A 13132-nucleotide genomic window follows, 5' to 3' on the forward strand; every position below is an offset into this window, starting at 1 on the left:
GATGCATGCAGAACACCTCACTCAAGAGTATAGAACGCGGACAACCACCAAGCGGACAACAATGGCATAGTTGTGGGATGTGCGATGGGAACAGCCTCCCGGCTGTAGGGGCTGTGCAATCCGTACAACCAACTCCCATTTGCAGCACCGCCGCGCAGGGAGCCAAACCCTGGCAGCCTGTCGACCATCGCCCATCGGGAGCGGTTCGGTGATGGCCATTGGCCATCTGGTGACGCGGCTGACAAGACAAGAGATGCCTGCTTTGACGTGACTGGAGAAGCACACTCAGGAACGCGTAAACCACAGCAGGAGTTGATTCCTCCAATGGCAGTTTTCAACTGGATTAGCGGGTATTCGCACCTTCATCTCTGTTTTTACGGTCTATGTTTGGTGAGCCCGACCATGGCCGATGCGGGCGGCCCGGGCGTGTGGCAGATTGGCCCAGTTATGCCCCCACCAACCGCGCCGAAGTCGGCTCTCAAGGAGACACAAGAAGTGGTTAGTGTACTTGTAGTTGACGACAGCAGGTTCATGACTCGGGTCGTGAAAAGTGCGTTGGAATCGCTGGGCGTGCAGGTGGTTGGCGTGGCCGGAGATGGCCTGGAAGCGCTGGAACAGTTCCAGCAACACCGTCCCGACGTGACCCTGCTCGACATCACCATGCCCAACATGGACGGCCTGGAATGCCTGACCAGGATTCGCGAAATCGACGCCGACGCCCGGGTGGTGATGTTGTCGGCCGTGCAGGATGAAGAAACTGTAGCGAAGTGCCTGAAACTGGGCGCAGCGACGTTCTTGCGGAAGCCGATTCGGATGGGCAACTCCGAGGACGAACAACGCCTGCAACTTGCATTGGGCATCACCGCACCCCAGATCAGCTAAGCACCATGGGCCAAATAGTCGACTACACCGCTGCCTTTCAGCAGATCACCCAGCGCCTGCTTGGTGAGATGTTCGGCACTGCCCATTGCGTGGCATCGCCGGTTGAAGAGGCAAGCTCCGTCCACACCGAGAAGTCGTTCATCGTCTCGCTGTACTACACGGGAACCGTGTATGGCGAATACCTGTTGGCGATGGACGAGGAAGTGGCCGCCCGGATGATTGGCTACGACGAACCGATTGCCGATGACGACCGGGACGAAGTTCGCCATGCGATCAGCGATGCCCTGAGCGAAACGTTAAACGTCATCGTGGGCGAAGCGATCGTCGAACTGCAAGACAGCTACTCCAAGCTGACCATCACCTCGCCCAGGGTTTACTTTGGCGAAATTCGCTATCCGCAGTTCCGCACTGGCAATTCAGTCCTGCAGACTTCGCATGGCGAAATCGAGTGCTTCTTCTGCCTGGACCGAATGCGACTGAGCCTGGCGGCCTCCTACGACGAGGCTCTCGCCTCGTTGATAGAAACCAACGGCAAGTTGAAAGAAGCCAATCGCCACCTCGCCCAACAGCAGGCGAAACTGGTGCAAGCGGAGAAGATGGCGTCGATCGGTGTGCTGGCGTCCGGCGTAGCGCACGAGATTAATACACCGCTGTTCTTTGTCGACATGAACCTGTCGGTCATGGACGAGAATATCGCCCTGATCGAGGCACTGCTGCACCGCTACGAAAAGATCAAACAACGACTGGAAGCGGACGGACTTCCGCCTGACAACGAAGACGATAATTTTGCGGAGATCCTGAACGAAACCCGGGAAGTCGTGGCCGAAGCCCGCGACGGAGTAAAGCGGATCAAAACCGTGGTGACGAGCCTCAACGAATTCTCCAGCATGGATCAGAGCGGCTTTGCAGAAGTCGACGTCAACCTGATCGCCAAAAACGCGTGCACGCTGGTTGCGAGCCTGCTGCCCGAGGGATGCAAGATCCAACAGGACCTGGCCGAGCTGCCGCTCGTGTACTGCAATTCGGGAGAGATCGGGCAGGTACTGGCCAACGTGCTAACCAACGCAGCACAAGTAGTCGACGTGGGCGGGCACATCCAGGTCAGCAGCCATGCGGTGGACGAGGACGTGGTGTTTACCATCGTGGACGATGGCCTTGGTATCGCCGAAGAGCATGTGGCCCAAATATTCGACCCCTTCTTCACGACCAGAGACGTGGGCGAAGGTTCCGGCCTGGGGCTCTCAGTGTCGTATGGCATCGTCACCAAACACAGTGGCTCTATTTCCATCGAGAGCCAGCCCGGTCAAGGCGCCAAGGTGACCATCCGCCTGCCCGTCTCGCCACAAGAGGCCTGCTGCTAACTGGCACGTTTCGCCGCGATACCGCAACCCGCCAGCCATCGCTGGCATTGCTTGGCTGGCATCCCCTGCAATCGGGTCGGTATTCTCCGAAGCAGCCAGTATCTTGGAACTTGGCGAACTATGCTGGGTGTGGGTCGCGGACGGCCGAGCGTCTTCCGCTCGTCAGACCGGCCGCGCCCCCTGCTTGGGGCACGTCGACTGCTTGAACGGGACGCTCCGCGGGCGTACAACTGAAGGCAGAGCTTCGGTTTTCCCTTCCTCCGAACGAGCCAGCCAGACTCCCGATGACCCTCATTGCACCGCCAGTAGCCATTAACAGCACGCTGCTCATCATCATCGTCGTCGTGATCATCATCGTGGCGTTGGTGTTCCTGACGATTTTCGCCCGCTACTTCCGGTTGTGGATTCAGTCCTACATGACCAAGGCGGGCATCGACCTGTTCGACCTGATTCGCATGACCTTCCGCAAGGTGAACCCAGCGGTGATTGTGCGGAGCAAGATCATGGCCGTGCAGGCCGGCCTGACCGACGATGAAGGCCTGACCACCAAAGGCCTGGAAGCGCATTACATGGCTGGCGGAAACGTGCCGCTGGTGATTCGCTCGATGATCGCCGCACGTAAGGCCAAGATTATCGACCTCGACTTCAAAAAGGCCACGGCCATCGACCTGGCCGGGCGAAACATCCTCGAAGCGGTACAGACCAGCGTTTACCCGCGGGTGATCGACTGCCCCAGCAAGAGCAGCAAAAAGCCATCGCTGGACGCGGTCGCCAAGAACGGCATTCAGCTCAAGGTTAAGGCCCGTGTCACCGTGCGGGCCAACCTCGACCAGTTGATTGGTGGTGCCACTGAAGAGACCATCGTCGCGCGGGTGGGCGAAGGCATCGTCAGCGCCATTGGTTCGGCCGATACGCACGCCGATGTGCTGGAGAATCCCGATCGCATCTCGAAGGCGGTGCTCGCTCGTCGGCTCGACTCGCAGACAGCGTTCGAGATCGTATCGATCGACATTGCGGACATCGATGTCGGCGACAACATCGGCGCCCGCCTGCAAGCCGACAAGGCCGAGGCCGACACGCGCGTGGCTCAGGCCAACGCCGAAAAACGTCGAGCCTACGCGGTGGCTACCGAACAGGAAAACATCGCCACGATCGAACAAAACCGGGCCACGCTGGTCGAAGCCGAGGCCGAAGTGCCCAAGGCCATGGCCGAGGCGTTTCAGACCGGCCGCTTGGGCATTCTCGATTACTACAAGTTGCAGAACGTACAAGCCGATACCGAAATGCGTGAAGCCATTGCCGGCGCAGGCGTCAAACGAACCGCGGGCTGATTACTCGCAGTCCCCCACACGAGATAGCATGCTTCCCCAACTTCCACTCATTCTGGCTCTCGACCTCGGCCCGATTATCCAGGTGATTTTCTTCCTGGTGATCCTGGCGTCGGGTGTGGCGAAGATGTTTCGCGAGTCGAAGGAAGTTCAGCGGCGGGCCGACCAGCAACGACCGCGGCCCCGCCCTCGTCCGCAGCCGCTTGACGACGATGTGAGGCTGGAACCGGTCGATGCCGGAGCGGCACGCCAGCGGCCGCAGGAGAACATCCGGTCGGAGGTGGAGGAATTCCTGCGTCGCGTGGGCGAGGAAGACCGCGAGCAACGCCCCGCCCGCCAGCAACCCCGCCCCCAGCAGCGGCAGCGCCCCCGCCAGCCCCAGATCGAGTTGATCGAGGACGATTCGGGCTTCGACGTGGACAATCGCCCTCGCCAGTCGCATCGCAAGCAACGGCCGCTATCCCAGCCCGACTCCCGCCCCGAGCCAGCTCGGGTACACCAAGAGTCAGTAGCGGAACACGTCTCCGAACACATGAAGCAGGGCGAATTCGCCGAACGGGCCTCGCACCTGGGCGAGGTGGTGGCCCACTCCGACGAGCGGCTGGAGGCCCGGCTGCATCAGAAATTCGACCACGGGCTAGGTTCCCTCTCCGCCCGCCGTGAGGCGCGGGAAGCCGCAGACCTGGCAACGAAATCGGCTCAAGCGTCGCCGACTGCCCTGGCCGACAGTCTGGTCGAGCTGCTCTCGACTCCCCAAGGAGTCCAGCAAGCGGTCATTCTGAGCGAGGTGCTCAATCGACCAGCCGATCGCTGGTAGTCAGTAGCCCCTAAACCGGGGCAAAATATAGCACAAAGCAGCTGCGCCAGGTGTCATGTCCGTCACAACCGGTGGTCTCCAGGCACGGAGGTGATAATTGCTTAAACCTCCTAAATTGACAGGGCTTTCCGGCCCTGACTATACTGCGAAGAGCCTTGGATGAATAATTCGGTGACTGGCCAACGACCCTTTTGTCGGCGGCCGCCACCCCTTATCCAGGCTGAGGCTGCCTACCGCGGAACACCCTTTGCGGACTGCAGGCCGAGTCGCGGCCGGCGTTCGCGTTTTCTTATTTACCCTCCACCCTGCCGCTTCGGCTCCGGTGGGAAAGCTCGCCGAATAGATGAATCTCCTCGGGAAGATACTGGTCGTCCTGGTAACGCTCATGAGCATTGCGTTCTTGGGTGTGGCTACTGCCGTGTTTGCGACCCACAAGAACTGGTCGGCAACCATGACGAACCAGAACACTCAGATCACGCAACTTCGCCAAGATCTGGAAACGCTGGAGACCGACTACAAGCGACTGGAAAGCAACCTGGAACTCGAGATCGACACGGCCCAGCAACAAGTGATTAAGCTGGAGAACGAACGGGCGGCGCTTGCCAACCGTAACGCTGCAGCCCAAGCGCAGATCGACGATCTTCGCCAACAGCGCCGCGACCTGACCACTGCCGTGGCGTCGACGCAGGCCAAGAACAAACAGTTAGCAGAAACTAATGCTCAATTGCAGCAGGATATCGCCGGCACGATGCAAGCGACCAATGCAGCATTCGACGAAACCGTACGTGCAACCAGCCAGCTGCACGAAGCCAAAATGATGCTCGAAACCGAGTTGGAACGTAACGCTCAACTAGTCGAGCAAGCCGGAGGAAACTAGCCGAAATGAATCTCATCGGAAAAATATTCGTACTCATCATCCTGCTGATGAGTGTGCTGTTCATGGTGCTGGCGATGGCGGTCTATTCGACCCAAAAGAACTGGCACGACTCCTACGTCAAATCGCAACAGCAATTGCAGCAGAAGGACGCGGAGTACAAGCGACTGGAGAGCAAGACGCAGCTCACCGAACGCGAACTGCAACGGCAAATCGATGCTGCGACGCAGGAAATCGGCCATCTGCAATCCGCGCGGACAACGCTCTTGGCACAGAACGAGGATCTGCAGGCCGAAAGCCAACGCCTGAAGCAGGAAAGCCGCGACGCCACGGTCGCTGTATCGTCCACGCAGGCCAACGCCGAGCGACTGGCGGACGAAAACACCGTGCTGCAGCGAAACATCATCGCTGCCCAGGAAGCTTCGGACAAAGCGTTCGAGCAGACCGTCGCCGCCACGTCCAAGCTGCACGACACCGAAGTGAAGCTGACCTCGGCCACCGAGTTGATAAATGAGCTAACCGAAAAAGTTGCTAACATGGCAATCGTCATGCGGCGTGAAGGGCTCGACCCCAACATGCTGGTTGGCGACACCAAGCCCACCGTCGAAGGCTACATCAGCTCCATCTCTCGCCGTGGTGGTGATGAAACCATTGAAATTACCATCGGTTCGGACGACGGTATCAAGCCCGAGCATACCGTCGAGATCTTCCGAACCGCTGCCGAGCCCGGCCAGTCCAAATGGCTGGGCCGCGCCGAGGTGCTGAGCACCAATGGCGACCGGGCCTACGCTCGGGTGCTGCGTAACTTGAAGAAGGGCAACATTCAGGAGGGTGATCGTGTCGCAACCCGACTTAACTAGCCCCGGACGCCCCGTGGCGTCGGGCCAAAAGCCCAAGAGCAACGTGTACACCGGCCTGATGGGCATGGCCGCCATTTGCCTGGCGATCGCCTGCATCCTGCTGATGATGGATATCGGCCAGTCCGCCGAAGACTACGGCGCGACTAGCGGCTGGTTCGGCGTCGTGACCTCGGCCAAATAGTTTACTCACGCTTTGAAGAGGTGCGACGTGTCGCAGCCCGAGATTTCCGATCAACCACGCTCGATGGTGGTGCAGAAGCCCAAGAGCAACATCTACACCGCTCTGCTGGGCATCTCCGCCCTGGCCCTGATGATGGCCTGCCTGTTCCTGCTATTGGAATGGACCGTCTACACCGATGGCAGTTTCAGTCCCTTCCAGCTCTGGGACGCAGCCAGCGGTCCCTGAGCGATCCCCTGCTGCACTCCGTCGGCGGGGCCGCGCGCCACTACTCTCCCGCCGCTGTCGGGCTGTCGCCGCTAGCACGAGTTCCCAACTCACGGTCGAGGTCCAGTAGCGAAGCCGGATCGTCGGCCACCAGGCCGAACTTGTGCACGATGTCGCGGGTGGTTTTCTCTTCTTCCACCTGCTCCTTGATGAACCACTCGAGCTCTACCAAAGCGGCAAAGGCCTTCTCTTGGAACGCCAGCTCGTAGAGCTTCTCGATCTGGCCGGTAACGCTCTGCTCTTGCGCGTAGGCGGTATTGAACACCTCGGGCACCGATTCGAATTCGGACTGCGGCTCGACAATCGGGGCCAGCTTCACGCGGGCGCCGCGGGCAATCAGGAAGTCATACAACCGCATGGCATGGCCATACTCTTCCTGGCTCTGCATCCGCATCCAGTGAGCACAACCGGTAAACTGCTCGTGCTCGCAATAGGCGCTCATCCCCAGATAGCTGTAGGACGCAAACAGTTCGTTGTTGATCTGCTCGTTAATGGCATCGGCCATCACTTGCGAGAGGCTGGACATCGGTATTCCTTCATGATTAGTCGCATAATGGCGGAGGTGCAGCGACGCGTGACGAGAGATCTCCAACGCGTGCCTGTGGCTAGCCATCGCTGCCCCGGGTGTGAAGGATAACCGATCGGGCGGAGAGCGACAAATGGCCCCAGCAAAGCACTACACAGGAGTTTGCCACTACGCAGCGACAAATGCAGTTGGGACTCAATCGCAAGTTGCAGGTGCCTCACGTCGTGAAGACCGCAAGCAAGAATCGCAGCGGCAAACAGGTCTCTCTCCGGTGGCCGTGCGGGGTCACGTCGCCCAAAGGGAGCGACTCGATGCGGTGGGCTGAGAAAGTCCGGTTGGCCAAAGCACCCACGCCAAACGGGTCTTTCTCAGGCGGCGGCCGCGGGGTCACGTCGCCCAGAGAGAGCGACTCGATGCGGTGGGCGGAGAAAGTCCGGTTGGCCAGACCGCCCCACGCCAAACGGGTCTTTCTCAGGCGGCGGCCGCGGGGTCACGTCGCCCAGAGGGAGCGACTCGATGCCGGCGGCTGAGAAAGTCCGGTTGGCCAGATACAGTGGGCCCGACTGGAGTCGAACCAGCACGCCCTTGCGGGCACATGCCCCTCAAGCATGCGCGTCTGCCTATTCCGCCACGGGCCCAATCTGCGGTCAATTCGACCGAACCTAAAGTCTAACCACCCGGCCCCGGGGGTCAACCGCCCGCAGCCCCTACTCAGGACCTCTGGCACGTGCCCAGGTTCGGGGGGCGAAACAGGATTTTGGCAGGGTCGCGGAACTCCGAAATGCCGCCGGGCGTCTATCGGGTAGACCCGCCTCGTACCCAATAGCCGCCCCGACCCACTCCGCAGGAGATCCACGCCATGTCCGCCCGCCGTCAGCTTGGCGTCCTGCTACTGGCTCTTCCCATGCTGTCCTGCACTCACGTTGGTCAGCGGCTGCTGACGGTGATAATCGAAGTCGATGGTGCCGCGGTGCTGGAGGGGCACACCGCGGTGCCCGACTTCACTCCCGTCGACCAGATGTGGCCGGCACTGGCCGAGGCCCAGTTCGAGCCCGTAGCCGGCGCCGGGGAGCCCTCCATGCCGCTAACGGGCGAGGTGACGGTCCGCATCCAGCACACGTCGACCGTGCTGGCAACCGCCACGTTGGAAACGCTCACGCTTACCAAGGACCCGAGCAGCAACACCTGGTCGCTTTCCGGCAGCCAGGTCACTCGAATTGAGCAGGTGGCCACGCCGTAGGGCCGCGTGGCCCCACGCCGTTGGGCTTGGCAGGCCTGGGTGCGGTATACTCACGGTGGTACGCCCCCCGCTCATTCCATGCCCTGAGTTCGCCGGTTGAAGATTATCATCGCCACCCTCGGCACGCGAGGCGACGTGCAGCCATTCGTTGCCCTAGGCAAAGGTTTAATCGCCGCGGGGCATCAGGTTGTTCTGGCGACTTGCGAGCACTTCGAACCGTTTATCCGCGCGCATGGACTCGAGTACGGGTACGTGAACAACGAGTTGATCGAGTTCTTGCACTCCGAAGATGGCAAGATCGCCATGGAGAACTCGGCCAACCTGAGGGAGACCATCGCCACGGCCATTAGACTGGGGCCGAAACTGGGTGCCATGGTGCGTCGCCAAATGGACGACATGTGGGCGGCCTGCGAGCAGCATGCGCCCGACCTTGTTATCTACCACCCCAAGGTAGCCGGCGCGGCGGACTTCGCCGAAAAGTTGGGCGTACCCTGCATCCTGGCGTTCTACCTGCCGATGTTTGCGCCCACCAGCGAGTTCCCCGTCGCCCGATTTCCGGAGTGGCCCCTGGGGGGTTGGTACAACCGCTTCACTTACCGCTTGGTTCGGGGAGCATTCCGACTGGTGAGTGGTCGGGTGAAGCGGTGGCGCACCCAGCATGGCCTCGCCGCCCGCAGCCCGGCGCTGAAGCTGCAGTTGCCCGACGGGCGCCCCATTCCCATACTGCAGGCCTACAGCCCACTGGTGATCCCGCAGCCAAGCGACTGGCCCGACTGGGCGCAGGCCACCGGGTTCTGGTTTCTCGACGAGCAGCAGGATTGGACACCCCCGAAGGAACTGGTCGACTTCCTGAACGACGGTCCGCCGCCGGTTTACTTTGGGTTCGGCAGCATCTTCGGGCGGTCTCCCCAACGCGTCGCGGAGTTAATCCTGCAAGCGGTGCAACAAACGGGCGTGCGAGCCATACTGTTGCGCGGCTGGGGTGGATTGGAGCCACCCGCACGCGCGCTCGGCGACAACGTGCTGTTCATCGACTCGGCCCCGCACGACTGGCTGTTTACGCGGATGCGGGCGGTGGTGCATCATGGCGGTTGTGGCACCACGGCCGCGGCCCTGCGGGCGGGCAAACCTCAGATCATCTGCCCCTTTTTTGGCGACCAGCCATTCTGGGGTAATGTCGTCGCGAAGCTTGGAGTCGGCCCTCCCCCCATCGCGCAGCGGCGATTAACCGCCGAGCGACTAAGTACTGCCATCCAGCAAACAATGGACAACCCCACCATGCACGCCAAGGCGGCAGAGCTGGGCGATCGCATCCGGCAGGAACATGGCGTGGCAGAGGCCGTGGCGTTTGTGAACCAGTGGTATGACAAGTTGAGGTGAAACTAAGCACCATGCAAAGAGAACTCGAACCTGAATTGATGGACACGCTCGAAGAGGCGGTGGACTACGATCAAATGGATCACTCGGAGGTAAACCGGGTGTTCGTCGACGATCTGCTGGCCGGGTGGGGAGCGATCGACTCGCACCTGGCGGTGGTGGACCTCGGCACGGGGACCGCGCAGATTCCGATCGAACTCTGCCGCCGCGATCCGCGCATCCGCGTTACGGCTATCGATGCTGCGGCGCACATGCTGGATGTCGCGCGGCGGAACGTGACGCGGGCCCTGCTGGAGGAACAGATTGAACTGTCACTAGCCGATGCGAAGCAGCCAGCGACTGGCAAGTTCGACGTTGTGATGAGCAACAGCCTGGCCCACCACCTGCCCGAGCCGGCCGTGATGTTCGACCGCATTGTGGAGTTGTCCAAGCCAGGCGGCCTGATTTTTGTCCGCGATTTGTTTCGCCCCGCCGACGAAACCGAGTGGCAGCACCTGGTGACGGCCTATGCCGGCGGCGAAGCGTCCCACGCCCGGCAGATGTTCGCCGACTCGTTGCGAGCGGCGCTCACCGTAGACGAAGTCCGCGACCTGGTCGCCGCGCGAGGTTTCGACCCGCAGTCGGTAGCGGCCACGTCCGATCGGCACTGGACCTGGTCCGCGCGAACCTGAACGTTGCCGCGCTACGGATGAGGCCCCAGCGTCATGCCGCGCAAAGTTTCTGGAACAGGTGGTCGAGCCCCTTCTGGCACTTGCCCCAGTCGTACCAGGCGCCGTGCACCATGGCGGCGGCGGCCAACCAACTGCCCTGCTCGGCGCGCTGCACGCGAATCGACAATTTGGCAGCCATCGCCCGCAAATCGGCTGGCAGCGTGGCTTCCAGCACGCATTGCTGGTGGTCGTGGTCGACACTCGCGAGCGTGTGCTCGATCGACTCCAGTGCCACGGCCACGTTGGCCAACACGACGCCGGGCGGAAGCAAGATGAACTCGCGCCGCTCTTTGCCCGTCTTGAAGCCGAGCCGGGTGGTAATCGGTTGGGCGACCTTGGCGATGGTAACGCTCGATAGCCCCCCCATCAGCGGCGACGCCACGGCGTCGACCAACTCCAACATCTGCGAACCCGACACGTTGCCCTCCGCAGCAGCCTTGGCGGCGGCGATCCGCTGGCGAACTTCCGGCTCGTCGACGATCCGCGCGTAGTCGCACGACTCGCGCCAATCGAAATCCGGCTCGAGCGTCACGTCCACGATGCCGAGCGGCGTCCCACAGTTCGAACAGAACTTGCCGGCCGCCTGGTGTCCGCATTCGCTGCAATACATGGGCAGATTCCTTTCTCCGAGGTTTATCGGCTGGCGGTGGCCCGTAGCTTCACCCCCGCGATGCTAGCAGCGTGGTCCGACTGGCCCGCAGATTTAGATTCGCATGACCTGCGTACCGCTCACCCGGCGGATGAGTTTCCGCATTTCCAGGACACTGATCGTCGAGAGCACACGGTGCACGGGCAATCCCGATTGGACCACCACGTCGTCGATCTGCGTGTTTGCCGTCTCGATGGCACCGAGCACCTGACGTTCCACGTCATTCAGTGCCAGCTCGGCCGCGTGGCGGAGCTCGCCACCATCGGCCAACGGGATCGGTGCGGCCGGGTGGCTCAGTTCGCCGAGAATGTCGTCGACGCTCATCACCAGCTTCGCGCCATCCTGAATCAGCCGGTGGCATCCCCGCGACTGACGATTCGCCAGCGACCCGGGCACGGCGAACACATCGCGTCCCTGCTCGGCGGCATGACGTGCGGTGATTAGCGCGCCGGAGCGGTCGTCCGCTTCGACGACCACGATGCCCAGCGACAGGCCACTGATCAGTCGATTGCGCTGCGGGAACGAGCCAGCCACGGGTGGGCGACGCGGTGGGGCTTCGCTCAGCAGGCAACCAGAGGTCGCGATTTCCTCAGCCAGTTTGCGATTCTCAGCCGGGGTGACCTCGAGCAGACCACCTGCAATCACGGCGATAGTCCGCCCACCGGCGTCGAGCGCACCACGATGGGCCGCGGCGTCGATACCCCGGGCGAGCCCGCTAACCACCGTAACACCGGCCCGAGCGAGCCCTGCTGCCAGCAGCGCCGCCTGTTCCAAGCCATACTTTGTGGCATGCCGGGTGCCGACCATGGCCACGGCCATCGCGTCGTCTGGCAGTAATTCTCCCCGCAGGTAGAGCACTTGCGGCGGATCGTCGATCTGGGCCAGCGACGCCGGATAGGAATCGCTGGAGCGGGTAAGGTGGCGAATGCCGCTTCGCTCGGCCAGACGGAGCTCCGTCTCCACGTCTTTTATCGAAGGCGCAGCAGCGATGCGACCAACCAGCTTGGGGCCAATGCCATCGACGGCGAGCAATTGTTCGCCACTAGCCTGAAAGACCGCTTGGGAAGAACCAAACGCAGCCCGCAAATTCTGAGACAGCCGTGGCCCAATGTCCTTGACCAAGCTCAGCCGGACATCGGCTAGCAGCTCAGCTGGCCAATCAGACATAGGGCACCCAACGAATCACGGGACCAGGGATAACAAATGTCATCCTAGTCTCGCGATTCGCGGTTTGCCAGTAATTGATGCGTCTAGTCGTTGCAGCAAGCTTCGGCTTTTGCGCCAAGTCGGCCGGACAGGCAAATGAACTTCACCAATTCGGCGACGCTCTTGGCCTGCATCTTGCGCATGATCTTCGATCGGCGGAGTTCCACCGTTCTCAGACCGATGCTCAGCCGCTGGGCGATCTGCTTGTTGGCCAGGCCGTCGAGCATGGCTTCCACCACCTCGTTCTCGGCCGGGGTAAGCAAATCCATACGCGACTGCATTTCGGCTTGCACCGCTCTGCATGCCGCTTCGGCCCCCGATGCTTTGAGGGTTTGGCTCACGCGGTTCCAAAACTCTTCGCGACTACACGGCAACACGACCACGTCTTTCGCACCGTGCTTCATCAGGTCGACTGCGTCTTCCACCGTGGTAGACGAAGTGGTAACCATCACCGGCAACATGTGGGCAAGCGCATCGACACTCGCCTGAGACAGATCGGAACCTGAACCAGTGAGAATGGCAATGTCGGGAGTACCCGTCGTGTGACCGGTGGAAGATTGATCCTGAATGTGCTGTGCTAGAGAAGAGGTTGAGGTGTGACGCGACACCTCAAAACCGTAGGAGGAAATGATGGTTTCGGCAAAGTCGGCTTCCGAGGGATTGGAAGCGACGATCGCCGCTTGACGAGGGATGTAGTTCACCTTTCTGGTCTCTCTTACATGGAATGGCGTTGTGACCTGCCGGCAGTGCGAAACACGTGCCGACAAACGCCCCCTGACAGTTAAATGTATAGTCGATGCGGGAAGTCGTGACTACTGGTAAGCGCAAAAAAGTTGCTGGTTTTGAGGGATCAAAAA

At 61.2% G+C, this 13132-nt stretch carries 15 protein-coding genes and 1 tRNA gene; 11 read left to right on the forward strand and 5 right to left on the reverse strand.

Annotated features, from left to right (window positions below; genetic code table 11):
* Positions 1 to 495: 495 nt before the first annotated feature.
* The 8 genes from NG895_RS24050 (at position 496) to NG895_RS24085 (ending at position 6528) form a co-directional block, all read left to right on the forward strand.
* A complete protein-coding gene (locus NG895_RS24050) occupies positions 496 to 882 on the forward strand; it encodes a response regulator (protein ID WP_252855098.1) in 387 nt (128 codons plus the stop codon).
* A gap of 5 nt (positions 883 to 887) precedes the next feature.
* Positions 888 to 2243, forward strand: coding sequence for an ATP-binding protein (locus NG895_RS24055; RefSeq protein ID WP_252855099.1), 1356 nt, complete (start codon positions 888 to 890; stop codon positions 2241 to 2243).
* Between the two features lie 284 nt (positions 2244 to 2527).
* Positions 2528 to 3574, forward strand: coding sequence for a flotillin-like protein FloA (gene floA, locus NG895_RS24060; RefSeq protein ID WP_252855100.1), 1047 nt, complete (start codon positions 2528 to 2530; stop codon positions 3572 to 3574).
* Positions 3575 to 3602: 28 nt separating this feature from the next.
* Positions 3603 to 4388 (forward strand): hypothetical protein, encoded by a 786-nt coding sequence (locus NG895_RS24065; protein WP_252855101.1) that lies wholly within the window; start codon positions 3603 to 3605, stop codon positions 4386 to 4388.
* Between the two features lie 385 nt (positions 4389 to 4773).
* Positions 4774 to 5265 (forward strand): hypothetical protein, encoded by a 492-nt coding sequence (locus NG895_RS24070; protein WP_252855102.1) that lies wholly within the window; start codon positions 4774 to 4776, stop codon positions 5263 to 5265.
* Positions 5266 to 5270: 5 nt separating this feature from the next.
* Positions 5271 to 6122, forward strand: coding sequence for a hypothetical protein (locus tag NG895_RS24075; RefSeq protein WP_252855103.1), 852 nt, complete (start codon positions 5271 to 5273; stop codon positions 6120 to 6122).
* A complete protein-coding gene (locus NG895_RS24080; RefSeq protein WP_252855104.1) occupies positions 6100 to 6303 on the forward strand; it encodes a hypothetical protein in 204 nt (67 codons plus the stop codon). The genes NG895_RS24075 and NG895_RS24080 overlap by 23 nt, the downstream gene beginning before the upstream one ends.
* A 27-nt stretch (positions 6304 to 6330) precedes the next feature.
* Positions 6331 to 6528, forward strand: coding sequence for a hypothetical protein (locus tag NG895_RS24085; RefSeq protein ID WP_252855105.1), 198 nt, complete (start codon positions 6331 to 6333; stop codon positions 6526 to 6528).
* A gap of 40 nt (positions 6529 to 6568) precedes the next feature.
* On the opposite strand, the gene NG895_RS24090 is transcribed toward NG895_RS24085, so the two are convergent.
* Complete coding sequence (locus tag NG895_RS24090; protein WP_252855106.1) at positions 6569 to 7093, reverse strand: ferritin; 525 nt, start codon at positions 7091 to 7093, stop codon at positions 6569 to 6571.
* A gap of 554 nt (positions 7094 to 7647) precedes the next feature.
* Positions 7648 to 7731: transfer RNA gene (locus tag NG895_RS24095), tRNA-Leu, on the reverse strand.
* A 221-nt stretch (positions 7732 to 7952) separates the two neighbouring features.
* Here NG895_RS24095 and NG895_RS24100 point away from each other — a divergent pair.
* The 3 genes from NG895_RS24100 to NG895_RS24110 all read left to right on the forward strand — a co-directional run bounded on the left by NG895_RS24100 (position 7953) and on the right by NG895_RS24110 (position 10381).
* The gene (locus NG895_RS24100; protein ID WP_252855107.1) at positions 7953 to 8333 is read left to right on the forward strand and encodes a hypothetical protein; all 381 of its coding nucleotides are present in this window, start codon (positions 7953 to 7955) and stop codon (positions 8331 to 8333) included.
* 96 nt (positions 8334 to 8429) lie between these two features.
* Positions 8430 to 9713, forward strand: a complete 1284-nt coding sequence (locus NG895_RS24105) for a glycosyltransferase (protein WP_252855108.1) — start codon at positions 8430 to 8432, stop codon at positions 9711 to 9713.
* 11 nt (positions 9714 to 9724) lie between these two features.
* Positions 9725 to 10381 (forward strand): class I SAM-dependent methyltransferase, encoded by a 657-nt coding sequence (locus NG895_RS24110; RefSeq protein ID WP_252855109.1) that lies wholly within the window; start codon positions 9725 to 9727, stop codon positions 10379 to 10381.
* Positions 10382 to 10412: 31 nt separating this feature from the next.
* Here NG895_RS24110 and NG895_RS24115 read toward each other — a convergent pair whose 3' ends face one another.
* The 3 genes from NG895_RS24115 to NG895_RS30680 all read right to left on the reverse strand — a co-directional run bounded on the left by NG895_RS24115 (position 10413) and on the right by NG895_RS30680 (position 12976).
* Positions 10413 to 11030 (reverse strand): hypothetical protein, encoded by a 618-nt coding sequence (locus NG895_RS24115; protein WP_252855110.1) that lies wholly within the window; start codon positions 11028 to 11030, stop codon positions 10413 to 10415.
* A gap of 93 nt (positions 11031 to 11123) precedes the next feature.
* Positions 11124 to 12236, reverse strand: a complete 1113-nt coding sequence (gene dprA, locus NG895_RS24120) for a DNA-processing protein DprA (protein WP_252855111.1) — start codon at positions 12234 to 12236, stop codon at positions 11124 to 11126.
* Positions 12237 to 12319: 83 nt separating this feature from the next.
* A complete protein-coding gene (locus tag NG895_RS30680) occupies positions 12320 to 12976 on the reverse strand; it encodes a response regulator transcription factor (protein WP_252855112.1) in 657 nt (218 codons plus the stop codon).
* Between the last annotated feature and the right edge of the window lie 156 nt (positions 12977 to 13132).

It is taken from the genome of Aeoliella straminimaris, assembly GCF_024054565.1.
Taxonomy (GTDB): Bacteria; Planctomycetota; Planctomycetia; order Pirellulales; family Lacipirellulaceae; genus Aeoliella; species Aeoliella straminimaris.